The sequence below is a fragment of the Georgenia satyanarayanai genome, from assembly GCF_900116375.1.
Lineage (GTDB): Bacteria > Actinomycetota > Actinomycetes > Actinomycetales > Actinomycetaceae > Oceanitalea > Oceanitalea nanhaiensis.
This window is the reverse complement of sequence record NZ_UETB01000023.1, coordinates 1-23,806: the sequence shown is the minus strand read 5'-3', so window position 1 is coordinate 23,806 and position 23,806 is coordinate 1. Positions and strand designations below refer to the sequence as shown.

Below are 23,806 nucleotides of genomic sequence, written 5' to 3'. Positions count from 1 at the left end.
GTGGGGGCAGTGGCTTCATCAAAGCGTCACAGAACGGAGACCCGGCTTTTAGGTGAGCGGCAGAGAATGGGGGAAACGTATCGGGGTTGTGAGTCGGGGACGCGTCCTCTACCGCTCCGTGCGGCGTTGTTGAGGAGGAGTGACGGTGAACCACAGCGGCAGCGGGCACCTCAAGGGAATGGTCCTGCTCATGGGCGGACTGTTCATAGCCATGCGGGTCTTTGGTGTGTCGACAGGGGACGCGCTCGTGTACGCGGCCGTGCTGGCCTGCCCTCTGATGATGGTCATGATGATGTTCGGTGGCCATGGAGGACATGGCGATCCGCGGACCTCGCAAGAGGCGCCGCCCTTGGACGACGTGCTCCCGCACAGCGCCGGTGACCACACCGACCGTGGACACCGGCACTGACGGGCGCAGCTCTGCTGGGGCTGATTGGCCGCATACGCGCCAGGCACGGTCGTCGAGGCTTCCAGGTGCCCGGTACGGCTGTGGGCGGTGTGGGTGTGGCCGTGAAGCCGTCCCCGCGGTCACCTGGAGACCCGACACCACCGGCCTTCTCGCGTGTGACCTGGCCGCTGGTGATGGCCGCTGGCGGTGGGGTACTGACCAACCTGGCCTTTCCCGACCGTGGATGGTGGCCGTTGGCCTACCTGGGCGTCGCGCTGCTGCTGCTCGCGTTGCGCCGGGCGCGGATGGCGCAGGCCGCCGCGACCGGACTGGTGTGGGGTGTGGCGTTCTTCCTGCCGCACGTGTACTGGGTCATCCACGCGACCGGGGCACTCGTGCCCTGGATTGCGTTGAGCATGATGCAGGCGCTGTACATCGCGGGCTTCACCGCCGCGTGGACGGTGACCCGGCGGGCGGCGTGGGTAGGGACTCGCCCCGTGGTGCAGGCATGCCTGGCGGCCGTCATCTGGGTTGCCGTCGAGCAGCTTCGCGCCTCGTGGCCGTTTGGTGGCTTCCCGTGGGGGATGCTGGCCTTCTCCCAGACCGACGCGCCGCTGGTGCGGCTGGCTCCTTACGGTGGGGAGGTCCTCGTCTCGGCCGTAGTGGTGTTCATCGGCGCGCTGCTGACGTGGGCGTGGACGCGCCGATCCCAAGTTGCAACTGCCATGGGCGCTGCGGCGGCGGGGCTCATCTTGGCTCTGGGGCCGGGACTGTTGCCGCTGGACGACAAGGCGGAGGTGGGGACCCTTCGGGTGGGCGCGGTCCAGGGCAATGTTCCCCAGCTGGGGGCCGAGTGGGCGGTGCAGGCCCGGGAGGTCACGGCGAACCACACCCGGGGCACGCGCAGACTGGTCGAGGAAGTGGGGGACCGGCTGGACCTGGTGCTGTGGCCGGAGAGTGCCGCGGACATCGACCCGCGCACCGACGACGCGCAGGCGGCACTGGTGGAGGCGGCCGCAAGAGCGGCGGGCGCCCCGGTCCTGCTGGGCACGCAGCGGTTCCCGACCGGCCAGGACATTCGTTACAACGAGCTGGTGTTGTGGCAGGAAGGGGGGCCGGTTGGCGGCGCCTACGCCAAGCAGCACCCGGTTCCCTTCGGGGAGTACATGCCCTATCGGGACCTGTTCCGACGGATCACCCCACTGGTGGACCGGGTTTCTACCGACATGGCCGCGGGGCGGGGCCCTGGGCTCATGCCCATCCCGGTCGAGCGGCTGTCACGTGAGGTCGAAGCGGCGGTGGGGATCTGTTTCGAGGTCGCCTACGCCGGACTGATCCGCGAGGGCGTGGTGGGAGGTGGGGAGCTCATCATCATCCCGACCAACAACGCCTCCTTCGGGGACTCCCCGGAGTCGACGCAGCAGCTGGCGATGTCACGCTTTCGTGCGGTGGAGCACGGGCGGGCGACGGTCCAGGTCTCCACGGTCGGCGTCAGCGGCATCATCCTGCCCGATGGGAGCGTTGTTGAGCGCACGGGGCTGTTCACGGCGGAGGAGATGACTGCCACGCTCCCGCTGCGCACGTCCCTGACCCCAGCTGCCCGGCTCGGCACCCTGCCCACCGTCGCCGTCTGGGTCGTGGCTGCTGTGGGGGTGGCTGCCGGCGTCCTGAGCCGTCGGGGCCGCGGCCACAGCGCCGGGGGTCCGGCCCGTCGGCGCACAGCGACCCTCAGCGAGGGCCGCGCGCGAGAGGACCTCACGGCCCCCGTCAGCCTCGTCACCGGACATTGAGGCCGATCCTGGCGGGCGGTGGCGACGCCCTCCTGCGCGCTTGAGCGTGGCGCGCTATTGGGAGCTCGCTCATGTCCACTGCAACCCCGTAGGCTCTCATTTCCGATATCCACCTTGTTGGCTACGGCTTTGACCGTGCCATAGCGCGTCTTGTAGTCCTTCTCGCATTCGAGCACCGTCCGGACCGCGTGCTCCTTGAGTTCCTGCGGGTATCGCTTCGACATGATGAGTCCGATCCTCCCAAAATCGCGACCCTCCATCGAACCCAGGATGGTTCAATTGCGATGCTTACCGCGCTCAGCGCAGCCAGCTGTTACCGACCTTGCCGGCCCACCAGCGACCCAGCCCCCAGGTATCACCGGCCAGGGTGAGGGCCGAGATGATCACCAGTGCAGCCTCAACCCAGTGAGACGTGGTGATCGGGTTAGTTCCGCCTACCACTGGCGGAAACTGCGAGAGCCACATGAAACCAAGTAGCAGGGTGCCGGTGACGGCGGCGATCTTCAGGCCTACCCCGAGCATGAGGGCGAGACCGAGGCCGGCTAGCCCGACCACGAACAGCCAGTCTCCGAAGGGATTGAGGAACAGCGGCTGGAAGATGCCGGCGAGGGGTTCCTCAATCCCGCTGATGTAGCCCTGAGCGGGTGTCCCCCCGCGGATCCACGCCGCCTCCGGTTGGGTGGAAAACCCCAGTCCGAAGAGTTTGTCGATGAAGGCCCAGAGAAATATCCAACCGATGAGCAGCCGTCCTACGGCGAGGGTCACCCGTGCACCGGCGCGGGTGATGATGTCCTCGACGAACATCGGCTTGGTCCCCGGGGCTCGATTGCTTGTCTGCCTCGACATTGCCGTCGCCCTCCACCCTGGAGCGCAAGAAATTGGGGTCCCCACGCTCGAATGAGCTGTGCGTACAGGGTTTCACCAGTGGCACTACAAGACAATGCTCATCGGCCATATTTGACCGAAACTTCACCTTCCCGACTTACCCGGCGGGCGGCCCCTTCTTTGTGCCACCTCTCGGGTGGGTCGGAACGCGGACCCCACAGCGAACCGCATTCTGTGAAACTTCGATGAAGAGTTCCTCTGGCAGACGCCCATATACACCCGCCCTGTACCCCCTGGGGGTAGGGTCGGGAATGTCGTTCACGGTGACAAACCGCCCACGTGATGGGCGGCAGATCGCCGTTCCGGGTAGGGGTTGAAGGAGAGGGAGGAAACGTGATGAACCACGGTCAGGAGGATCATGGCGGCGGCGGGTGTTGTGGTGGCGGGAGCCACGGGCACGGTCACCACGGCGTCGTCGCCGGCCCGGGTGAGGAGCTGGTCACCTGCGCGGTGAGGGGCACCGCGCAGGTGAAGTCCCAGGCGGAGGCGAGGGGGCTCACGCGGGACTTCGAGGGCGAGCGCTACTACTTCTGCTGCGGGCACTGCGCCGAGCTCTTCGACGCCGACCCGCACGCCTACACCACGGCGGCCTGAGCGGTCCTCGGCCGGTATCTGCGACGGAGGTCTACGTTGGGCTCGTCATCGCCGCCCGGGGGCGCGACCGTAACCCCACTGTCTGTGGTCGTGGTCCTGTTCGGTGCCACTGGTGACCTGGCCCACCGCATGGTGATGCCGGCCCTGGTGGAGCTGCACGAGCGCGGATTGCTGCCCCAGCGGTGGCGCTTGATCGGCTGCGCCACAGACCGGTGGGACGACGAGGCCTTCCGGGCCCGGCTGAGGGACTCCCTGCTGAGCAGCGAGCTGGGCCTGCCCCAGGACTGGGACCAGGTGTGCCTGCGGGTCGGCTACGCGGGTGGGGGGTTCACCGATGACGATCCCGGTGCACTGCCTGAGGTTCTGGCCCGCGCGCGGCGTGAGCTAGCGGCCGAGGGCGGCGGTGAGCCGCTGGTCGTGCACTTTCTGGCCGTGCCCCCGGCGGCGTATCCGGTGATTACCCGGGGGCTGGGACGCCATGGCTTGGCGGCGGGCGCCCGGGTGGTGTTCGAGAAACCCTACGGCAGGTCGCTGGTGGACTTTGAGGCGTTGGACGCGCTGGTGAAGACGGTGCTCACCGAGGAGCAGGTCTTCCGCATCGACCATTTCCTCGGCAAGCAGGCGGTGCAGGCGATCTACGCGTTGCGCTTCGCGAACCGGCTGTTCGGCTCGCAATGGGACGCCGACGGGATCGAGCAGGTACAGATCGACGTGCCCGAGGACCTCGACGTCGCCCAGCGGGCTGTGTTCTACGACGCCACCGGCGCGGCCCTGGACATGCTGGTCACCCATCTGTTCCACGTGGCCAGCCAGGTGGCGATGGATCCGCCGGCGGACGTGGCGGAGCCGGAGTCGATTGTGGCCGCCCGGGATGCGGTCATCGGGGCGTTCCGGCCACTGGATCCGGTCAGCGACGTGGTGCTGGGGCAGTTCGAGGGCTAAACCGATATCGCCGGGGTGGCGGCTGGTTCCAGGCAGGACACGTTTGTCGCTGCCCGGCTGTGGATCGACACCGATCGGTGGCGGGGCGTCCCGTTCGTGCTGCGCACCGGCAAGCGCATGGCTCGTAAGGCCCAGCGAATCACCCTGATCATGCGTCCGCCCCAGGGCCCTTTGGGCGCGGCGCTCACTGGGCGCAACACGATCGAGATCGACTTCAGTGGCCCCGGGGCCTTTGCTGTGGGTGTCACCGTCAACACCCCGGGACCGGGCCGGGCGTTGAGCTTCGCGCACACCGAGCTCGACTTGGCCGAGGTGCCGGGCGGGGAGCCGATCTCCGCCTATGCCTCCTTGCTCCACGACGTCCTGGTCGGGGACCGTTCGCTGTTCACCACCTCCCATTGCCTGCGGGCGGCCTTCACCGCCTTCGCGCCGGTGCAGGGCCCCCAGCGCCCGTCCCCGTTGCCTTATCCGGTCGGCTCGTGGGGGCCGCAGGAGGCTGAGCGTCTCACGGCCGGGCACGGGTGGATGCTCGAGCGCCGGGCACGCTGACCGCTGAGGCCACATGAGCCATCGCGCGTCGGTTGGCACCACGCGGCTGGGCACCGGGGTGGTGTCGATGGCGCTCGAGGCCGTCCACGCCCCGGCCAGACAACGCCAGAGCTCTTCATGTGAACTTGACAACCCAGTCACTACGACGCCCGGGAGCTCACAGAAGCGCCGTGTGGTGCCGGCTGGTAGGGCGCTTTCGTGCTCCCCGACTCGCAGACGGATGTGTGGGTTGGCCGCGCACGGCTCAGCGGTGACGGTGAGGGTGGTCTCGTCGAGGATGACGTGGAGGCGTTGGCCGCGGTGCTGGACGCGGAAGCGCATGGCGGGCAGCCCGGCCGGTAGTGCGGGGTCCAGGACAACGGTGGGGCCCTGGGTGTGTAGGCCGGCGAAGGACCGGATGAGGATGTCGATGGTGCCGGCCATGGCGCCCAGGTGGATGCCCTCTTGGGTGGTGCCGCCCTGGGTGTCGTCCAGGTCCGCGGCCAGGGCCTCGCGGAAGGTGGCCCACCCGCGGGCGGGGTCCAGGCGGGCCAGGACCGAGGCGTGCACGACTCGGCTGAGGGTGGAGCCGTGCGCGGTGCGCGCGAGGTAGTAGTCCACGGTCCGGGCCAGCGCCTGGCGGGTGGTGGGGTAGCCGAGGCGCTCGAGCATGGTCAGCAGCCCGTCGGGTCCCAGGAGGTAGATAAGCATGAGGACGTCGGCCTGTTTGGCGAGCTTGTACCGGTTGGTGGCGTCGCCTTCGGCCTCCAGGATCAGGTCCAGGCGCCCGATGTTGCCGTAGGTGCGCCGGTAGTGGTCCCAGTCCAGCTCGGCGAGGTCGTCATAGCCGGCGAACTGGGCGATGAGCCCCTCGGGGAGGAACGGCACGGTCAGGCGCCGGCTGAGGTGTTCCCAGGTGGCGGGCTCCTCGGGGGCGATGCCGAGGCGGGCGTGCAGGTCGTCACACTCGTGTCCGGCCACGGCCTGGAGGACGTCCAGTGCCCGCTGGCATACCCACGCGGCCAGGACGTTGGTGTAGGCGTTGTCGACCAGGCCCTGGCCGGGGGCGTCGGGGTAGCCGTCGTGGTACTCATCGGGTCCCATCACGCCGCTGATGTGGAAGCGGTCGGTGCTGGGGTCGTGCGTGGCGAGGGCGGTGAAGAGCCGTGCGACCTCGATGATCAGGTCCGCCCCGCGCCGGGCGAGCCAGGTGAGGTCGCCGGTGGCCTGGTAGTACTCCCAGGCGTTGTAGGCGATGGCGAGGCCGACGTGGCGCTGGCGGTGGGAGTTGTCGGGCATCCACCGTCCGGAGCGGGTGTTGAACAGCATGTCGGGGGTTTCCTCCCGCCCGTCGCTGCCGGACTGCCAGGGGAACATCGCCCCGGGCAGGCCCGCCTGTGTGGCGGCGCGGCGGGCGGTGTCCAGGCGACGCCAGCGGTAGTCCAGCAGTCCGCGGCTGACCTGTGGCAGGTGGGTGGTGAGCACCGGCAGGACGAACAGCTCGTCCCAGAACACGTGCCCGCGGTAGCCCTCTCCGTGCAGGCCGCGGGCGGGCACGCCGGCGTCCAGCTCGGCGGTGTGGGTGGACAGGGTCTGGAGCAGGTGGAAGACGTGCAGGTTGAGCACCAGCCGGGTCTGGGTGTCGGCTGTCAGATCTATCCCGAAGCGGTCCCACAGCCGCTCCCACGCCGCCACGTGCCCGGCGAGGAGGCCGTCGAAGCCTCGCGGGGCGGCGGCCAGCTCCCCCAGGGCCGCGAGCCGGGGCGAGGCGATCGCCGGGTCCTTGGACGTGTACACCGCGGCAACCTTGTCGATGGTGACCGGTTCACCGTCTGTGACCGGCACGTGGAGCACCAGGGAGTGCAGCTCCTTGTCGGACTCGACGTCAGCGTCCGGGGTGGCTCCGTTGACGCTGGTGCGGGTTGCCGTGGCGATGCGGACCTGGCTCTGCACGGTCTCCACCTCCACCAGAAGCGTGCCCGGCCGTGTCTCTTCGGCGTCGGTGGTGCGCAAATGACGGTCGGCCAGCGCGGCGTACTCGGCGACATTGGCGTTGACCACCCCGGCGTCGATGCCGGAACGCACCCACAGGATCCCGCTCCAGCCGTCGGGGACCACGGTCGTCTCCAGCGCCGCCAGGTGCGGGCGGGTCATGGAGACCAGCCGCCGCTGCCGCAGCCGCAGCCGCCGCCCGGCCGGGTCGGTGAGCACGGCGGTGCGGGTGAGCACACCGCGGCGCAGGTCGAGCTCACGTCGCTCCCCGGACACGGTGAGGCCGCCGGCGGACCACCACGACTGCGCGTCCTCCGCGCCGAGGTCGAGGACCAGCCAGTTGGGCGCGTTGACCAGGTGCTCGTCCTCCATCTGGCGGCCATGGACCGAAGAGAGGAGCCGGTTGTAGACACCGGCCAGGTAGGTCCCGGGATAGTGCACCCCGTCGGCGGCACGCTCCGGGGCCGCGCCCCGGGTGCCGAGATAGCCGTTACCCAGGGTGGTCAGCGCCTCACGGTGACCCTCGTGGGCAGGGTCGAACCCCTCGTAGACGAGCGTCCACGGGTCGGCGCGCAGCGCACCCAGGTCGAGCTGGGAGACGTCCTGGACCACCAGGTGGGCCCCGGCGGCCTCCAGCTCGGCCCGCTGCCCACCCCGGGCCACGCCCGCGACCAGGCCGAACCCGCCGGCGCGGGCCGCCTGGACACCGGCGACGTCCTCCACCACCGCGACCCGGGCCGGGTCCACGCCCAGCTCGGCGGCTGCCCTCAGGAACATCGCCGGATCGGGCTTCCCGGACAGGCCCAGCTCGGCGGCACGGTCCCCGTCCACGACCACGTCAAAGGCCCCCGACAGGCCAGCGGCCCCCAGCAGCGCGCCGCTGTTGCGGCTGGCGGTGACCAGCGCCACCGGCACCCCACCGGCCCGTAGCCGGTCGAGCAGGTCCACGGTGCCGGGAAAGGCCTTGATGTCGTGCTCGGTGAGCAGGTCCAGGTAGAGGTCGTTCTTCCGGGTGGCCAGACCGTGCAGCGTCCAGGCCCCGGCCGGGTCCTGCGGTGTTCCTGCGGGCAGGTCGATGCCACGGGCGGTGAGGAAGGCGGCCACCCCATCCTGGCGGGAGCGTCCGTCGACGTAACGGCGGTAGTCGCTCACCTCGTCGAACGGGGCGTGGGCGCCGGGTCCGCCGGTACGTGGGTCGGTGAGCACCTCCGCGAAGAGGCGCCGCCACGCCTGGGCGTGGAGCGTGGCGGTGTCGGTCACCACCCCGTCCAGGTCGAAGATCACCGCCTCCTGCGGGGGGACCGCCCCGGTGGGGGCAGGCGCCGCCGGGGACGGGCTGGGGTGGGTCGTCGCGTGCGTCACGGTTCTCCTTCGCTCGGCAAGACAGGTGCGGTGGCCATCTGGCGGCTGCGGGACGTGCCCGGTCCCGGGTCCTGGGCGGAGCCCTCGTCGGTTGGGCCAGTCGCCGGCGCTGGGGTGGTGGTCCGGCGTGGTGACCGCAGGGCGATCCACATGGCGACCAGCACGGCGAGGAGCCCGGCGGCGGTCCACCCGCCCGGGCGCTCACCCAGCAGGACAGCGGCCAGCGCGATGCCCAGGACGGGGGTGAGGAAGGTCCAGGTGGTCAGGGTGTCCAGGCGGCTGCGGCGGGCCTCGACGAACCACGCCACCGTGGTCGCCGCGGTGCCCACCAGCGCCAGGAACGCCAGCGACACGACGAAGCGGGGGGTCCAGATGATCACTGGCGTGCCCTCCATGGCCGCGGCGAGGCCGGTCAGGGCCACCCCGCCGATGAGCAGGTGCCAGCCGGTGGCCGTGACCAGATCCAGCCCGCCCAGGCGGCGCGAGAGCAGCGTGCCGGCGGTCACGGCCACCGCCGAGAGCAGCGACAGGATCGCGCCGCCGCCCCCGCCGCCGGGCACCGCGACCAGGACGAGCCCGGCGAAGCCGACGACCAGGGCGGCAGCGGTCCGGGGGGAAGAGCCACCAGGCCGGCAGGATGATCAGCAACGGCTGGGCGTTGGCCAGCACCGCGGCGGTGCCCGTCGCCCCGCCGGCGACCCCGGCGAACATGGTGGCGAAGGCGAGCGTGACGTTGACCAGCCCGAGGACCGTGATGAGCCCCCAGGCACGTGCGCCGCGGGGGGACGGGCGGTGCTGGATGGCTCCCAGCGCCAGCAGGGCGGCGCCGGCCACCAGGGCACGCAGCGCGGCGTACCACAGCAGCGGGGCGTCGCGGAGGCCCCACTGGATCACGACGAAGCACGCCCCCCAGGCCGCGGTGATCCACAGCATCCGCAACGGCTTCGGCCGCCGGGGCACCGCTCCGGGCGCCGAAGCGGCCGCAGCGGTGGTGCCGACAGGGACGTCCACGCCGACCCCGGTCAGCGGGTGCCGGCCGGCACCGGTGCGGTCGGCTCCGCAAGGGCACGCTGCGGCGCGCCCGGGGCTTGTTGGGCGGGCAGCCGGAGCCGCTTGAGCAGCAGGGCGTTGATCGTGACGATGACCGTGGAACCGGACATCGTCAGGGCCGCGATCTCCGGGCGCAGCATCAGACCGAAGGAGGGGTAGAACACCCCCGCCGCGATGGGCAGCGCGATGGCGTTGTAGCCGACCGCCCAGGCCAGGTTCTGGCGCTCCTTGCGCACCGTGCCCCGGCCGATGCGCAGCGCGACGGAGACGTCCAGTGGATCGGAGCGCATCAGGACGATGTCCGCGGTCTCGATGGCCACGTCGGTCCCGGCCCCGATCGCGATGCCGATGTCTGCCTTGGCGAGGGCCGGGGCGTCGTTGACGCCGTCCCCGACCATCGCCACCGTCTTGCCGGCCTGCTGCAGCTCGGCGATCTTCTCGGCCTTGTCCCCGGGCAGGACCTCGGCGATGACCGTGTCGATGCCGAGCTGTTCGGCGATGCGCCGCGCGGTGGCCTCGTTGTCACCGGTGAGCATGACGACCTCGATCCCGGACTCGTGCAGGGCCGCGACGGCCGCGGCGGCCGTGTCCCGGGCCGCGTCGGCCAGCGCGATGACACCCACCGCGCGCCCGTCCACGGCGACCAGCACCGCGGTGCGCCCGGAGGCGGCCAGCTCGTCGCGCCGCTGGGCCAGGTCGCCGAGGTCGACGTTCTCCCTGGCCATGAGGCGCAGGTTGCCCGCCAGGACCCGGCGGCCGTCCACGGTGGCCGTGGCGCCGTGCCCTGGAACGTTGAGGAACTCGCTCACGCTGAGCACCGGCACGCCGCGCGCAGCGGCGTGGTTGTCGATTGCCCGGGCCAGCGGGTGCTCGGACTCACGCTCGACGGCGGCGACCAGGGCCAGCATTTCCTCCTCGCTCATGCCGGCCGCGATGACGTCGGTGACCTCCGGTTCGCCCTTGGTCAGCGTGCCGGTCTTGTCCAGCACCACCGTGTCGATCTTCGCCGTACCCTCCAGGGCAGTGGCGTTCTTGAACAGCACCCCCCGCTGGGCGCCGAGGCCGGTGCCGACCATGATCGCCATCGGGGTGGCCAGGCCCAGGGCGTCGGGGCAGGTGACGACCACCACGGTGATCGCGAACAGCATCGCCGTCGGCACCCCGGCGCCGGCGATCATCCACACGGTGAACGTCAGGGTGCCGCCGATGAGGGCGACGAACACCAGCCAGAACGCGGCCCGGTCGGCCAGGCGCTGACCGGGGGCCTTGGAGTTCTGGGCCTCTTGGACCATCTTGACGATCTGCGCCAGCGCGGTGTCCGCCCCGACTTTCGTCGCCCGGGCCCGCAAGGTGCCGGTGGTGTTGATCGAGGCGCCGATGACCTGCGCGCCGGGTGCCTTCTCCACCGGCATGGACTCCCCGGTGACCATCGACTCATCGACCTCGGACTCACCCTCCTCCACGACCGCGTCGGTGGGGATCTTCGACCCGGGCCGTACCAGCAGCAGGTCACCGACGACGACCTCGGCCGTCGGCACCTCCACCGGCTGGCCGTCGCGGATCACGACGGCTTGGGAGGGGGCCAGCTGCAGCAGCGTGCGGACCGCGTCGTTCGCCCCACCTCGGGCCCGCATCTCCAGCCAGTGCCCCAGGAGCACGAAGGTGGTCAAGACCGTGACCGCCTCGTAGAAGACCTCACCGCCGCCGGTGAGGGTGATGACCAGGCTGTAGAGCCACCCCGCGCCCACGGCGACCGCCACCAGGACCATCATGTCCAGCGTCTTGGCTCGCAGTGCCCGGTAGGCGCCGTCGAAGAAGATCCACGCCGAGTAGAAGACTACCGGCAGCGACAGGATGAGGGTGAAGACGTCGTCGCGCAGCCCGAACGCCAGCGGCGGGTCCAGTCCCAGGACATCACGTCCGAGCGGGGACCAGATCGTGATGGGGATGGCCAGGACCAGGGCGACCAGGAACCGGTTGCGCATGTCGCGGGCCATGTCCTCCATCGAGGCGCCGCCGTGGTGCCCGCCGTGGCCCATCACCGCCTGCGCGGAGCGGTCCACCTCCTCACCGCCCCCGTGGTCCGCGTGCCCGGCGTGCGCCTCGTGCCCGACGTGGCTGCTGTGCTCGCTATGGCCCTCGTGGGCGTCGTGCCCGGCGTGCGCGTCGTGGGTGTCGCCGGGGGCCGGTTCGGCCATCGGGTGGCACATGTGGTCGGGCACCGACTGCCCGGCGCAGTGGTAGCCGCAGTCGTTGACCCAGCCCACCAGCTGGGCCACCGACGTGGTGTCGGGGTCGTAGGTGACGGTCGCGCTCTGGGATGCGGCGCTGGCCTGGACGGCGAGCACCCCGGGGCGGCCCAGCAGCGTCTTCTCGATGACGGGCTCGGAGGTGGCCCAGTGCAGGCCACCGACCTCCAGGACCGTGGTGTGCGAGTTGGTCATGATCGCCTCTTTCCCGGCCGCACGGCCGTGATGGGATGTGCTGGGTGGAGCCCGGCACCGGCTGGTGTCAGTCGGCGGTCACGGGGACCGGGGTGGGGAGGAACTCGCGGCGCATCCCCAGGACCTCGTCGGTCAGCGCCATCGACGTGGCACCGTCGGCGATGGTCTGTGTCAGGGCACGGATCGCGTCGATGGTCTCGGGGATGACGATGGCCTCGTTGTTGACCTGGTAGGTCAGGTAGGCCTCGTCGCCCTCGACGGTCAGGACGTCTTCCCACACGGCGACCTCCCACATGTCACCGCGGGGTCGGCCCAGGTCGCCCATGAGCTCGACGGTGGTGTTCAGGGCGGTCAGGCCGTCGGCCATGCGGATGAACGCGATCCTGGGTGCGGCCCGCAGGGCCTCCAGGACCTCCTCGCGGCTGGCCGGGCGGGTCAGCTGCAGCGTCCAGAAGTGGTTGTGGGTCTGGGTGTGGGCGGCCTTGGCGGCCATGGTGACCACGTCCAGCTCCGGCAGGACGGTGCGGGCGTCGGGGCCCTGGTGGGAGGGGATGGAGCCCTCGGGGACCACGGTGTTCATGATCCCGCGCTGGTGGGACTGGGCCGGGTCGGTGGCACGCCTGATCAGCACCCCACGCGCGCGGGCGAGCAGGCCGGCATCGTGCAGGGCGCCGAGCACGCGCACGATGCTGGTGGTGTTGCAGGAGACCACCCGGGTGGTGTCCCGGCCGAGCGCGGTGGCGTAGTTTGCCTGGGCGACGAAGGAGTGCCCGGTGGTGGCGTGGGACTCCCCGCCTTGGAACACGGCCTTGACCCCGGCCGCGCGGTAGACCTCCAGGTTGGTGGCGGCGACCTTCTTGGGGGTGGTGTCCACCACGACATCGGCCTGGGCCAGCAGCTCAGCCAGGGTGCCGGCCACCGGTACCCCGGCCTGGACCATGGCGGCACCGGCCTCATCGGTGGCGGCAAAGACGGCGATGCCCCGCTCGGTCGCGGTGCGCACGCGCCAGTCGGTGGTCACGTCCGCCACCCCCACCAGGTCCATGTCGGGCATGGCCCGCACCGCGTCGGCCACTCGTTTACCGATCACGCCATATCCGTTGATGGCTACCTGAACGTTCATCTCAGCTCTCCTTCGTTTGTTTCGTTGTTGTCATCGGTGCGTTCGATGGCCCCGCGGTCAGGACGCGCACTCACCGCACACCGGCTGGCAGGCGTCGTGGTAGGCCAGCTGGCTGTGGTGGTGGACGAGGAAGCACCGGGCGCAGACGAACTCGTCCCGCTGTCGTGGCACTACCGCCACGGTCAGCTCCTCACCGGACAGGTCCGCGCCGGGCAGCTCATACTGCTCGGCCAGCTCGGCCTCGTCGGTCTCCTCCGGGGGCGCCGGTGCTGCCGCGATCAGCCCGGTCAGGGGCGTCGTGTCGGGCGCCTCCTCCTCGCGGGGGCGTGGGGCGTCGTAGTCGATGGCCACGGGGTTTCCTCCTCCTTCAGCTGCGGACCAGGCGGGCGATGGCGTCGGAGGCTTCCTTGAGCTTGGCCTCCTGCTGGAGCTCGCCGGCTTGTGCGGCGTGGAGCAGGCAGTGGGCCATGTGCTCCTGGAGCAGCGCCAAGGCCACGCTCTGCAGGGCCCGGGAGGCGGCCGAGACCTGGGTGAGGATGTCGATGCAGTACTTGTCCTCCTCGACCATGCGGGCGATGCCGCGGACCTGGCCCTCGATCCGGCGCAGCCGCAGGAGCAGGGCCCGTGTGTGCTGGTCGGTGGTCATCCTGATCGCCTCCCGGGATCTCCGTGGGCGCCGGCGTGGTGCCGGTGCCCACGGGGTGTGTGGGTTAGGGAGCCACCGAGGTGGCGTATCGGGCCGGGTCTGCGCGGAAGGTCTGCGCGCAGTGGGTGGAGCAGAAGTGGTAGGTCTGGCCCGCGTGCTCGGCGCTGTCGGCGGCCGATGCCGGGTCGATGCTCATCCCGCACACGGGGTCGGTGACCTGTTCAGAGCTGTGGGACATGGTGTTCTCCGTTCCTTGTTGGTCGTCGTGCCCGACCTCCACCACCGGGTCGGTGGCGGGGGCGTTGGTGACCTCGGGGATGGGCCGAGGGGTGAAGGCGCGCAGCCGGTTGGCGTTGGCGACCACGGACAGGGAGGACAGGGCCATCGCGGCCGCGGCGATCATCGGGCTGAGCATCAGGCCGAGCGCGGGGTAGAGCACCCCGGCGGCGATCGGGATCCCAATCGCGTTGTACATGAACGCGAAGACCAGGTTCTGGCGGATGTTGCGCATCGTGGCCCGGGACAGGTCCACCGCGGTGACCAGCCCGGACAGTGCCCCGGAGATCAAAGTGATGTCCGAAGACTCGATCGCCACGTCGGTGCCGGTGCCGATCGCCGAGCCGACGTCGGCTTGGGCCAGGGCCGGGGCGTCGTTGATGCCGTCACCGACCATGCCCACCACGCGGCCCTCGCCCTGCAGGCGCTTGACCTCTGCGGCCTTGTGCTCGGGCATGACCTCGGCCACCACCCGGGTGATGCCGACCTGGCGGGCGATGGCCGCGGCGGTGGCGCGGTTGTCCCCGGTCATCATCACCACGTCGATGCCGCGCTTCTGCAAGGCGGCGATGGCGGCCACCGACCCGTCCTTGAGTGTGTCGGCCACGCCGATCACCCCCGCGAAGCGCCCATCGACGACGGCGAACATCGGGGTCTTGCCGTCCGCGGCGAGCCGGTCCGCCGCGGACGTCTCGGCCGCGACGCCGGCGCTGTCGAGGAGACGCCGGTTTCCGACGAGGACCTCCCGGCCCTCGACCAGGGCGCGTACGCCCTGCCCGGTGACCGAGTCGAACGCGGTCACCTCGGGAAGCTGCAGGCCGCGGTCCTGGGCGCCGGTGACGATGGCGCTGGCCAGCGGGTGCTCGGAGGAGCGTTCCACCGCCGCGACGAGGGTGAGCAGCTCGGTGTCGGTGAAGCCTTCGGCGGGCAGCACGTCGGTCAGGGCCGGGGCGCCCTTGGTGATGGTGCCGGTCTTGTCCAGCACCACCGTGTCGAGCTTGTGCGCGGTCTCCAGCGCCTCGGCCGAGCGGATGAGGATGCCGGCGGTGGCGCCCTTGCCGGTGCCCACGGTGATGGACAGCGGTGTGGCCAGCCCGAGCGCGCAGGGGCAGGCGATGATGAGCACGGAGACAGCGGCGACCAGCGCGAAGATGAGTGCCGGTGGGGGACCCACGAGGGCCCAGACCACGAACGCCCAGATCGCGATGACGATCACCGCGGGCACGAAGTAGCTGGAGACCTTGTCCACGATGCGCTGGATCGGGGCCTTGGAGCCCTGCGCCTGGCGCACGAGGGTGATGATCTGGGCCAGCATCGTGTCCGCACCGACCTTGGTGGCGGTGTACCGGAAGGAACCGGTCTGGTTGATGGTGGCGCCGATGACCTCATCGCCGGGGGACTTCGTCACCGGGATCGGCTCCCCGGTGACCATCGACTCATCCACCGTGGAGGTGCCCTCCACCACCTGCCCGTCCACCGGCAGCTTCTCCCCGGGGCGGACCACGACGACGTCACCGGCGCCGACCTCGTCGATGGGGATCTCCAGCTCCTGCCCGGCGCGCACCACCCGGGCGGTGCGTGGCTGCAGACCGATCAAGGTCCGGATCGCTTCACCGGTGCCGGCCTTGGCCTTGGTCTCCAACAGCCGGCCCAGCAGGATGAGGGTGATGATGACCCCGACGGCTTCGTAGTAGACCTGCCGGGTCTCCGCGGGGAGCAGCCCGGGGGCGAACGTGACGACCAGGCTGTAGCCGTAGGCGGCGATCGTGCCGAGGGTGATCAGGGAGTTCATGTCCGCGGTGCGGTGGGACAGGGCCAGCCACCCGGTCTTGTGGATGGGCCAGCCGGTGTAGAACATCACCGGGGTGATCAGTGCCAGCTGCACCCAGGGGTTCATCAGGAAGTCGGGGACCCACGCCGCGGAGAAGAACTCCACCGCCATCACCGCCAGCACCACCGGAAGGCTCAACGCGGCCCCCAGCAGCACCCGCCGGCGCAGGTCGGTGATCTCTGCGGCCCGCTCCCGCTCCTCGGCGTCCTCCTCCGGTGCCACCGGCGGTGAAACCGTCACCGGTGGCGGGGCGTCCTGACCGGTGGAACCGGTGTGCGTGCCCGTGTCGGTGCTGGGTGAGTCACCGACCTCGAGGGCGCCGTGCAGCATCCCCATCCCGCAGGTGAACTCATACCGCCCTTCGGGAAGGGCCGCAACGTCCAGGACAGTGCTGCCGAAGGCCGGCACGGCCACGTCCACGTCGAGGGCCGGGATGGTGAATCGCTCAGAGCACGCCCCGTTCTCCTGCCGGACCAGGACCAGCTGTGCCGGTACACCGGGGGCCAGCCGGAGGACCTGGGGGTGGTAGCCGCCGCGGATCCTCACCTCGGCGACCTGCACACCGTCCACCAGTTCCCCGTGCCCGCGCTCGCTTGCCGGCGCACCGTGGTGGTCATGGGCGGAGGGCCGCTCGGCCACGGCAACCGCCGTGCCTACGCCGGCGGCTTCAGTCCCCGGCTCACCGACGACCCGCACCCTGCCCTGGAGCATGTTCATCGCGCACGCGAAGCCGTACTCCCCGGCGGAGGTGGGGGTGAATTCCACCGCGGTGACGGTGTTGGCCGGCAGGCTCTGGTTGATCTTGAAGTCGGGGAACATCACCCGGGAGGAGCAGTCCCCGCTTTCTTGCCGGTCGAACAGCAACCGCACCGGCATCCCGGCTTGGACCTCGATGAGGTCGGGGCTGTAGCCGCCCCTGACGGTGACCGTCACTTCTTGCACGCCGTCGGCGACGTCGGCGCGGCGGGACTTCTTCGGGCCGAAGAAGTACCACATCAAGAACGCGGTCAGTACGACACCGCTGGCTATCACTGACCAGTCAAGGACACTCATGACTCACACCTCCGTAGATGCGGCTGACTCGGCAGCCGGGGCGGACAGGGAGAACCCGGCGTCCTCGACCGCGGCACGGACGACCTGCGGCGGGAGGGCGGGGCTGGCGGTGAGCGCCAGACGCGACTCGCCATCTCTGACCAGATCGAGCGCGACGGTCCTCAAACCGGCCAGGTGGCGCACCCGCTCCAGCAACCGAGCCAGGCACACCTCACAGGTCAGCCCCCACACCGGGTACACCTTTGTCTTCACAGTCCCGCTCCTTCTATACCCATGCTGGGTATGGGTACTACCCAATCACCGACATGTGTCCATACCGCTGCAGGGATGATGAAGAATCCATGAAGACCGGTGGTGCGGCGGCTGGGAACCGGGGGAGCGGTACACCAGGCCACGGCCAGATCCCCAATGTTTGAGGTCTCCCAGCTAGGCGACACTCCTGCGCTTCGCTATCGGAAGCGTGCGCTCACTGCCTTAAGCAAACCTTCATCTAACAGCGCACGCCTTCTTCGTGAACGTTGGTCATCGTGGTGTGAAAGACGCCGCCGGCTGACCTGGCGATGCGTCACACGAGGATTGGGGAGAGCGTGCGTCCGGTGTTGTTCACGATCCTCGGGATCGATGTTCAAAGTTACGGAGTGAGCAAGGCGGCCGCTGCCCTGGTTGCTGCGTGGCTGCTGGGTCGGGCCTTCGAACGGCGGGGCCTGAAGAAGGACTCCGCCCACGCGCTGGTGCTGTGGGCCACGGTCTGGGGGTTCGTCGGCGCGAAGGTCTACTACCTGCTCGAGCAGTACCCCGCCATCACCATGCACGACCTGGGCGGGATGGGCTTCACCTGGTACGGAGGCCTGGTGGGGGGCGTCATTGCGGCCCTGGTCGTCATCCGGCGCCACCAGCTGCCGGTCGATGTCGTCGCTGGGGCAGTCGCCGTACCCCTGACGGTGGCCTACGGCATCGGCCGCCTGGGCTGCTTCGTCAGTGGTGATGGAACCTACGGGCGTCCCACCGACCTGCCATGGGGGATGGCCTTCCCCTCGGGTGTGGTCGCCACCGATGTGCCCGTCCATCCCACCCCGCTGTATGAGGCGATCCTCGCAGCGGTTATCGCCGCAGTCCTGGTGGTGCTTGTCCGGCGGTGGGCGCCATTGGCCGTCTTCGGGGCGTATCTGGGCCTGTCAGGCCTGTCGCGTTTCCTGGTGGAGTTCCTGCGGATCAACGATCCGGTGGTCCTTGGCCTGACCCAACCCCAGCTGTGGGCGCTGCTCAGCGTCGCCGTCGGCGTCGTCCTGATCGTTCGCAGCGGCACTCAGCAACGGTCTGTGGTCCACGTGGCCCTCGAGCCGGGCGTGCCTGAACCCGTCAGGTGATCGGCTCGGGAAAGGGAGGACTCGTCATGGACATCGACGTTTGGATACTGCTTCTCACGATCTGCCTAGTCTTCATTGCCCTAGGCGTGTGGGCCATCAGGGCTCTCTTTCCCGGCGTCGAGGCCCGGGACGAGACTCGATCGGCCCCCGAGCTGGTAGAGCAGACAGTTGCCAAGGAGACCACGCCGTTAGGTTGAGCGGGACTGCGGCCGTTGCGCGGCGTCGACGGGCAGCTCGACGGTGAAGGCAGCGCCGTGGCCTGGGCCGGCGCTGGTCGCGGTCACCGCACCCCCGTGGGCGTGGACGATGGAGTGGACGATGGCGAGCCCGATGCCTGACCCGCCGTGGGCGCGGTCCCGGGCCGCGTCGGCGCGGTAGAAGCGCTCAAAGAGGTGCGGTAGGTGCTCGGCGGTGATTCCGCTGCCGCTGTCGCGCACCGTCAGGCGCAGCGTGGACCCGGTGCGCTGTGCGCCGAGCTGCACCCGGCCACCGCCGGGGGTGTGCCGCACGGCGTTGTCCAGCAGGTTAGTCAGGACCTGGCCGAGCCGGTCGGGGTCGGCCGTGAGCACCGTCTGGCGGGCCTCCTCGGTGGCCTCGACCCTCAGCTCGACGCCCTTGTCGGTGAACCTGGCGGTGGCCTGCGCGGCGGCGTCCTCGATCAGCGCACCGACCTGGAGGGGCTGCCAGTGCATGCTCAGGCGTCCCTCCCCGGCGGCGGTGACCAGGGTGATGTCCTGGGCGAGGCGGGCCAGGCGGGTGGCCTGCTCGCGGAGCATCCCCAGCGTGGGTTCGTCGGCCTTCACGACACCGTCGAGGATGCCCTCGAGGTAGCCGTCGAGCGTGGCGACCGGGGTGCGCATCTCGTGGGCGAGGTCGCCGAGCATGCGGGTGCGGGTCTGTTCGATCTCCCCGAGGTCGGCGGCCATGGTGTTGAACGCGCCGGCGAGGTCGTCGAACTCGGCGCCCATGTGCACCTCGGGGACGCGAGCGGCGTAGTCACCGCTGGCGACCTGGGCGGCGGCCTGCCGCACCCGTTCCAGGGACCTGGCGATGCGCCGGGTGAGGAACACACTGACAGCCACCGAGGTCAGGAGGGCGGCCAGCAGCGCGAGCGACAAAGCCAGCCTCCACGCGCTGGTGAAGGCCTCCTCGGCGTGGGTGATGACCGAGGAGTCCGAGGGCTGGGCCATCAGCATGTGGTCGTGGAAGATCTCCGGGCCGATGGCCGAGGCGACCGCCCATGCGGTGCCGGCAGCCACGAGGATCACCGCGACGATCGCGGCGAGGAGCCGGGCGCCGAGACCCCACCGGCGGCGCGGTGCGGGGCTCACTGCCCGCTGCCCATCCGGTATCCCACCCCGCGCACCGTCCTGACGAACTTGGGCGCGGAGGCGTCATCCCCGAGCTTGCGCCGCAGGTGGGCGATGTGGACGTCGACGAGGTGCTCATCGCCCACCCAGCCCGGTCCCCACACCGTCTCGATGAGCTGACGGCGGGAGAAGGCCATGTTGGGGCGGGACGCGAGGGCGGCGAGGACGTCGAACTCGGTGCGGGTCAGCGCCACGGGCTCCCCGTCGATGAACGCCTCGCGGCCCAGGACGTCGATGCTCAACGGCCCGAACGACGCGCCGGCGCCGTGCGGGCCGGTGTCCTGGCGTGGGCGGCGCAGCATGGCCCGCACCCGGGCGACGAGCTCGCGTGGGCTGAAGGGTTTGGTGACGTAGTCATCGGCGCCGACGGAAAGGCCGATGAGCTTGTCGACCTCCTCCACGCGGGCGGTGAGCATGATGATGTAGCAGTCGGAGAACGTGCGCACCGTGCGGCAGACCTCGATGCCGTCGGCGCCGGGGAGCCCGAGGTCGAGGACGATCACGCCCGGGTGCCACTGGCGGGCCCGAGCGATCGCGTCGCTGCCGTCTCCGGTGACCTGGACCTCGAAGCCGTGCCGTTCCAGGTAGCCGGCGACCAGTCGGGCCAGTGGGGCTTCGTCATCGACGACGAGCACGCGGGGCAGGTTCACATCAGTAGGGGCAGAAGTCATGTCCCTCATTCTCACTGCTGGCGTGGCCATCGGTATCAGGCTCGCGGCACAAGCGTCTGCCAGGGCGGCTACTCGACGCGCGAGTTGCCCTGGATGCCAGACGCGTCCGTACAGGGCGTGAGCATCGCGGCTGCTCTCGCGCCTGGGTGCATCTCCCAGCGTCAGGAGGGTTGAAACGCCCAGTGCCAAGGCTCGCGCGGGGTGTCCTCGACGAACCCGAAGCGTGCGGCGTTTGTGCGCATCCATGCCTGCGCTGATGCGTCCAGGTCCAGGTCCACGGCCATTCCCCAGCCGTGCTGGCTGGTGCCCGGCTTGGCGCCCAGGCCGCCCTGCGAGTACAGGCCCTTGCGCCGCACGACGTCAACCTGCACGTCGTAAGAGCGGTAGGAGTCCGTGACGCCGATGGCTACGCCCTCGGCCGCAGCTGCCGACAGGAGCCTCTCGAACGACCGGGCGGCGGGCGCCCAGAGTCGGTGGCCGGTGGCGCCCACCGGTTCGAGAGCCTCACGCGGGATGCGGCCGTTGCCGTGCGCCGCGAGATCGACCGGCACACCGTCGCCGTTGACCCGGAACCCAGACCCTCCAAGGTTGGACGCTCCTGCGGCCACAGTCGGGGCAGTGTCGGCGACGGCGCTGGCAAGGACCTCGGAGAATGCCGTGCCAGAGCCTGCGCCTGGCCGTACGCGCGGGACCGAGATCAGGCTAAGGGTCGCCTCGATCTGCGCGATGCGCTGAGAGATGGCGAGGATCCCGTCCATCGATGCTCCGTTCGTCGTCTACCGCCTCTATCGACGTCAATCACGTTTTCATTAGCGAAAGCCCGCCTCCAATCGCACTGCCCGGGGTAGGTAATGCCGCTATTACGCCGTTACCGTGGTGGATGACCTGGTGATGGGAGCCGGATGCCGCTCCGAGAGCAAGGCAGCCGGCGCGCTGGGGTTATGCAGCGTTGAGCTGCGCGCCCAAGGCGGCCATCGCGTGGTCCAGCGCGGGTCGTGGCCGGGTCGAGCGCGAGGAGGTGCCTACCGAGCCGCTGAAAACCGAGGGACTCCCACGCCGGAGCCAGGGCCTGCGCGGCTGCCTCCCAGAAGTCGTCCGCACGTCCCCATCCCCGAACTGCTACCGCAGCTCGAACGGCGAGAGGCGTGGAGCGCGACGAGCGCCTCACTCCCGCCGAGCTGACGCCCACGGGTGTTCGCGGCCGTGGGCTACGGCCTGATCGCGGACCGCGGTGATGTAGTCCTCCACGCTCATGCCGATGGCGTCAGCGTCGGGCCTGCAGGGCGACTCGGGCGGCCCGGAAGTCCTAGAGAAACGCGGTGGTGGCCCGCTCGGCGAAATAGACGGTGCGCCCGATGGTGTCGAAGCGCGGCCGCGCCGGTCGGGCAGCTCCGCAGGGAGCGGTCCGACGTGCTCGTTGACGCGCACGGCCAGGATCTCGCCCGAGCGGGTGTAAGGCTCCTGGGCGACGCGCCACCCGTCCTGTCCGGCGTGCGGGACGAGATAGAGCCCCGGTGCGGGGACAAACCCGGGAACGTGGAGCGGTGCTCACGCCGCCGGGGAGCCGTCGATGAAGGCCAAGGCGGCGCCGATGACCTCGGCGCTCTTGAGGTCGCGCACCGCGGAAACGGGGGTCGTCTCCCCGAGGCGCGGGTTGGCGCCTACCAGCCAGGTCAGGGCGACGTCAGGCCCTTCCGCCTGCGCCATGAGGTGCCAAACGCGGTAGCCCCGTCGCAGCTGGTTGACGGTCTTCAGATGCGGCTCGGGGCCGTCGGGGCGGGCCCACCTGGCGGGCTGGCCCCGGTCTTTGGTGCCGGTCATCGCCTGCACGACCGAGGTGCCCACGTTCTCGTTGAGTATCCGCACCAGGTCGTGGATGTCGAGCCTGGTGGCGTCGGCGTGCGTGGCAACCACATTGGATCTCATGCCGAAACACTACGCGCGAAGCGACCTAAAAACCACTGCGAATCTATCCACAAACCCGGGAAAGTCGCAAGGCTGATGGTTGCTCATCCCGCGCTTCAAGGGCCAGCCAGGCGGTCCCGACGAGCCAGCGGTGGGTTACAGCTGAGGACCGCCGCGGCTGGGGGCACCGCGGGGGGCGGGTGGTCCCGCCGACGTTGGCGGCCCTGCTGCTGTCGCCGGGGAGAGCCTCTCGCGAGCTTGGGCGAGGCGCTCCACAGAAGCGAGCTCGGGTTCATGCTCATGCTCCGACGCCGTGACGAGGACTCGCCCGTCACGTGTGGCGGCCCGCATCGTGGCTAGCGCCGCGCCTGCGGCGCTGTAGTCGTCCCCCTGAGACCTTCCTCCACCTGTGGCCCAAGTGGGTCGGTGGTGGTGATGGACCAGCGGTCCCGGTAGCGGGCGACGACTCGCGCATCCAGCGCCCGCCACCGTGTGTGACGCTCGTTTTCTGTTCCTGTCGCGTGGCTCCTTCGTCTCGGTGGCGAGAATCAGTTGCGGTGTCATCAGGTTTGCGGCGTGGGCGGACTACGACACCGAAGTGAAGGTTCAATGAAGAGATCGGGAGGCTGTCACTTCGGGCGCTGAACCGAACGTAACGTGGTGCTCAGACTGAACCGCCCGTGAGATCTCGCCCGGCCTTCTGCGGCCGTGCTGTGTCCGCAGAAGGAGCTTCTTGAGCGTGCCTCACATGCCAGCGCAGGGACTGCGTCCTACTCGTCGTCAGCTGCGCCAGGCGAGCCAACAAGTGAATGAAGGGGCGGCAGGCCCCGCAGTGGCGGTCGAGCATCCGCGCAGGCGGGACCTGCACCGCGGTTCCGACACGAGTCGTGCGCAGGCCGTGAGGTCCGAGCCGCCACAGCGAGTACACAGGAAGGACCTGCGTACTCGTCGCCGGCCCTTTCGACGGCGCGGTGCGCTGACGTCACTTACCTCCGCCTTGGGCGCTGTGGCATTCGTGGCTGCTCCCGTGAGCGTGTCATCCCCCCCGGCCGAGGTGATCATCCCCAATGCCGTCGTCGTGCCCGCGGAGATAAGTGCCCTGGAGGCCCTTCACGGTGCAGCGGACCGCTTCCAGCTGGAGTCGGCCAGTGCTACTTCGGCAATACTCGACCGGCCCGCCGAACGAGATATGGCGGCGGCGGTCCGAGCCTCGCGCGCCGCAGAACGGTCACCACGAGCAACAGACGGCAGCCCCACCGCCAATGGGGCTCTTCCGGAATGAGGGTGTAGAGGCGGTGTCGGCCGGGCGCCCAGCGCGAAGTGGCGTGTCGGGGGCCGGGTAGGGGTCGAGGTCTTCCGATGATGGGGGTTCCTACGCCAACCCATCGGGAAGACCTCGACGTGTCTGACGCTACCTTCGCTCGCCCTGACCTGACCACGTTCGCACGCCTGGACGAGCTCGGCCTCGAAGTCATCGGGCAGCGGCTCGAGCCGGATCGCGCGGTCCTGGCATGCCGAGTCGTGGAGCCCGATGAGTGGTGCCGGCGCTGCGGCTGCGAGGGCGTCGCGCGTGACACCGTCACCCGTGA

17 protein-coding genes and 4 pseudogenes are annotated in these 23,806 nt (G+C 70.0%); 7 read left to right on the top strand and 14 right to left on the bottom strand.

Going from position 1 to position 23,806, the window contains the following annotated elements:
- Nucleotides 1–145 precede the first annotated feature (145 nt).
- Nucleotides 146–409 carry a DUF2933 domain-containing protein gene (locus tag DSZ44_RS17470; protein ID WP_220035258.1) on the top strand — a complete coding sequence of 88 codons (264 nt, stop codon included), beginning with the start codon at nucleotides 146–148 and terminating at the stop codon, nucleotides 407–409.
- A 155-nt stretch (nucleotides 410–564) separates the two neighbouring features.
- Nucleotides 565–2,178 (top strand): apolipoprotein N-acyltransferase, encoded by a 1,614-nt coding sequence (lnt, locus tag DSZ44_RS17465; protein WP_258369699.1) that lies wholly within the window; start codon nucleotides 565–567, stop codon nucleotides 2,176–2,178.
- Between the two features lie 297 nt (nucleotides 2,179–2,475).
- Here lnt and DSZ44_RS17460 read toward each other — a convergent pair whose 3' ends face one another.
- Entirely contained in the window at nucleotides 2,476–2,982 is a 507-nt protein-coding gene (locus DSZ44_RS17460; RefSeq protein ID WP_110853907.1) for a DoxX family protein, read from the bottom strand.
- A gap of 417 nt (nucleotides 2,983–3,399) precedes the next feature.
- Between DSZ44_RS17460 and DSZ44_RS17455 the strand changes: the two genes are divergently transcribed.
- Both DSZ44_RS17455 and DSZ44_RS18920 read left to right on the top strand, forming a co-directional pair.
- Nucleotides 3,400–3,657 (top strand): YHS domain-containing protein, encoded by a 258-nt coding sequence (locus tag DSZ44_RS17455; protein ID WP_110853917.1) that lies wholly within the window; start codon nucleotides 3,400–3,402, stop codon nucleotides 3,655–3,657.
- A gap of 129 nt (nucleotides 3,658–3,786) precedes the next feature.
- Nucleotides 3,787–5,148, top strand: a pseudogene (locus DSZ44_RS18920) (glucose-6-phosphate dehydrogenase).
- A gap of 249 nt (nucleotides 5,149–5,397) precedes the next feature.
- On the opposite strand, the pseudogene DSZ44_RS17445 reads toward DSZ44_RS18920, so the two are convergent.
- From DSZ44_RS17445 to DSZ44_RS17410, 9 genes and pseudogenes are all read right to left on the bottom strand, one after another.
- A pseudogene (locus DSZ44_RS17445) lies at nucleotides 5,398–8,403 on the bottom strand (HAD-IA family hydrolase); the annotation flags it as partial.
- A gap of 74 nt (nucleotides 8,404–8,477) precedes the next feature.
- A complete protein-coding gene (locus DSZ44_RS18630; protein ID WP_220035256.1) occupies nucleotides 8,478–9,041 on the bottom strand; it encodes a DMT family transporter in 564 nt (187 codons plus the stop codon).
- A 115-nt stretch (nucleotides 9,042–9,156) separates the two neighbouring features.
- A pseudogene (locus DSZ44_RS19050) lies at nucleotides 9,157–9,414 on the bottom strand (EamA family transporter); the annotation flags it as partial.
- An 89-nt stretch (nucleotides 9,415–9,503) separates the two neighbouring features.
- The gene (locus DSZ44_RS17435) at nucleotides 9,504–11,975 is read right to left on the bottom strand and encodes a heavy metal translocating P-type ATPase (protein WP_110853906.1); all 2,472 of its coding nucleotides are present in this window, start codon (nucleotides 11,973–11,975) and stop codon (nucleotides 9,504–9,506) included.
- A 67-nt stretch (nucleotides 11,976–12,042) separates the two neighbouring features.
- Complete coding sequence (locus tag DSZ44_RS17430; protein WP_110853905.1) at nucleotides 12,043–13,098, bottom strand: type II glyceraldehyde-3-phosphate dehydrogenase; 1,056 nt, start codon at nucleotides 13,096–13,098, stop codon at nucleotides 12,043–12,045.
- 57 nt (nucleotides 13,099–13,155) lie between these two features.
- Complete coding sequence (locus DSZ44_RS17425; protein ID WP_110853904.1) at nucleotides 13,156–13,449, bottom strand: DUF4193 domain-containing protein; 294 nt, start codon at nucleotides 13,447–13,449, stop codon at nucleotides 13,156–13,158.
- Between the two features lie 16 nt (nucleotides 13,450–13,465).
- Nucleotides 13,466–13,744, bottom strand: coding sequence for a metal-sensitive transcriptional regulator (locus DSZ44_RS17420; RefSeq protein WP_110853903.1), 279 nt, complete (start codon nucleotides 13,742–13,744; stop codon nucleotides 13,466–13,468).
- A 64-nt stretch (nucleotides 13,745–13,808) separates the two neighbouring features.
- Entirely contained in the window at nucleotides 13,809–16,904 is a 3,096-nt protein-coding gene (locus DSZ44_RS17415) for a heavy metal translocating P-type ATPase (protein WP_258369698.1), read from the bottom strand.
- A 3-nt stretch (nucleotides 16,905–16,907) separates the two neighbouring features.
- On the bottom strand, nucleotides 16,908–17,156 hold the full coding sequence (locus DSZ44_RS17410) for a heavy-metal-associated domain-containing protein (protein WP_110853902.1): 249 nt from the start codon (nucleotides 17,154–17,156) through the stop codon (nucleotides 16,908–16,910).
- A gap of 344 nt (nucleotides 17,157–17,500) precedes the next feature.
- Here DSZ44_RS17410 and DSZ44_RS17405 point away from each other — a divergent pair, with 344 nt between their 5' ends.
- Nucleotides 17,501–18,271 carry a prolipoprotein diacylglyceryl transferase gene (locus tag DSZ44_RS17405; protein WP_258369697.1) on the top strand — a complete coding sequence of 257 codons (771 nt, stop codon included), beginning with the start codon at nucleotides 17,501–17,503 and terminating at the stop codon, nucleotides 18,269–18,271.
- A gap of 26 nt (nucleotides 18,272–18,297) precedes the next feature.
- Entirely contained in the window at nucleotides 18,298–18,468 is a 171-nt protein-coding gene (locus DSZ44_RS18475; protein WP_181424709.1) for a hypothetical protein, read from the top strand.
- Here DSZ44_RS18475 and DSZ44_RS17400 read toward each other — a convergent pair.
- The 4 genes from DSZ44_RS17400 to DSZ44_RS17385 all read right to left on the bottom strand — a co-directional run bounded on the left by DSZ44_RS17400 (nucleotide 18,460) and on the right by DSZ44_RS17385 (nucleotide 22,238).
- Nucleotides 18,460–19,602: a sensor histidine kinase gene (locus DSZ44_RS17400; protein ID WP_110853901.1), complete on the bottom strand. Its 1,143-nt coding sequence runs from the start codon at nucleotides 19,600–19,602 to the stop codon at nucleotides 18,460–18,462. The genes DSZ44_RS18475 and DSZ44_RS17400 overlap by 9 nt on opposite strands.
- On the bottom strand, nucleotides 19,599–20,312 hold the full coding sequence (locus DSZ44_RS17395) for a response regulator (protein ID WP_220035255.1): 714 nt from the start codon (nucleotides 20,310–20,312) through the stop codon (nucleotides 19,599–19,601). Before DSZ44_RS17395 ends, DSZ44_RS17400 begins: the two co-directional genes overlap by 4 nt.
- 161 nt (nucleotides 20,313–20,473) lie before the next feature.
- Nucleotides 20,474–21,070 carry a M15 family metallopeptidase gene (locus DSZ44_RS17390; protein WP_110853899.1) on the bottom strand — a complete coding sequence of 199 codons (597 nt, stop codon included), beginning with the start codon at nucleotides 21,068–21,070 and terminating at the stop codon, nucleotides 20,474–20,476.
- A gap of 790 nt (nucleotides 21,071–21,860) precedes the next feature.
- The gene (locus DSZ44_RS17385) at nucleotides 21,861–22,238 is read right to left on the bottom strand and encodes a hypothetical protein (RefSeq protein ID WP_146237604.1); all 378 of its coding nucleotides are present in this window, start codon (nucleotides 22,236–22,238) and stop codon (nucleotides 21,861–21,863) included.
- A 1,380-nt stretch (nucleotides 22,239–23,618) separates the two neighbouring features.
- Here DSZ44_RS17385 and DSZ44_RS17380 point away from each other — a divergent pair.
- A pseudogene (locus DSZ44_RS17380) lies at nucleotides 23,619–23,806 on the top strand (ISL3 family transposase); the annotation flags it as partial.